A 288-nucleotide genomic window follows, 5' to 3' on the forward strand; every position below is an offset into this window, starting at 1 on the left:
ATTTGAAAAACGTTTATTTAGATATACTTGCATCCAAGAATAAATAGGAAAAGCGATGACAATATGTTTGTGATATTTAGGAACCGATATTAAATAGCTTTCTAATTCAGCTAAGTCTAAAATCGAATTTTTATTTTCATTTTCTAGCGGATTGATTAAATTATAACACATGATCATCACTTTATCTACTGGTGGAACGCCCATTTTATCTGGATATTTATAAGGATACAATCGCAAGGTGCAACTGATTTCCTTTTTAGAAATTTCTTTTAGTTTCTTGAGAAAATA

General features: G+C 28.5%; 1 pseudogene. It reads right to left on the bottom strand.

Features of this window, described 5'->3' with window-relative positions:
• A pseudogene (locus WFZ85_RS16265) lies at positions 1-288 on the bottom strand (hypothetical protein); the annotation flags it as partial.

Source organism: Flavobacterium aureirubrum (assembly GCF_038739835.1).
Classification (GTDB): Bacteria; Bacteroidota; Bacteroidia; order Flavobacteriales; family Flavobacteriaceae; genus Flavobacterium; species Flavobacterium aureirubrum.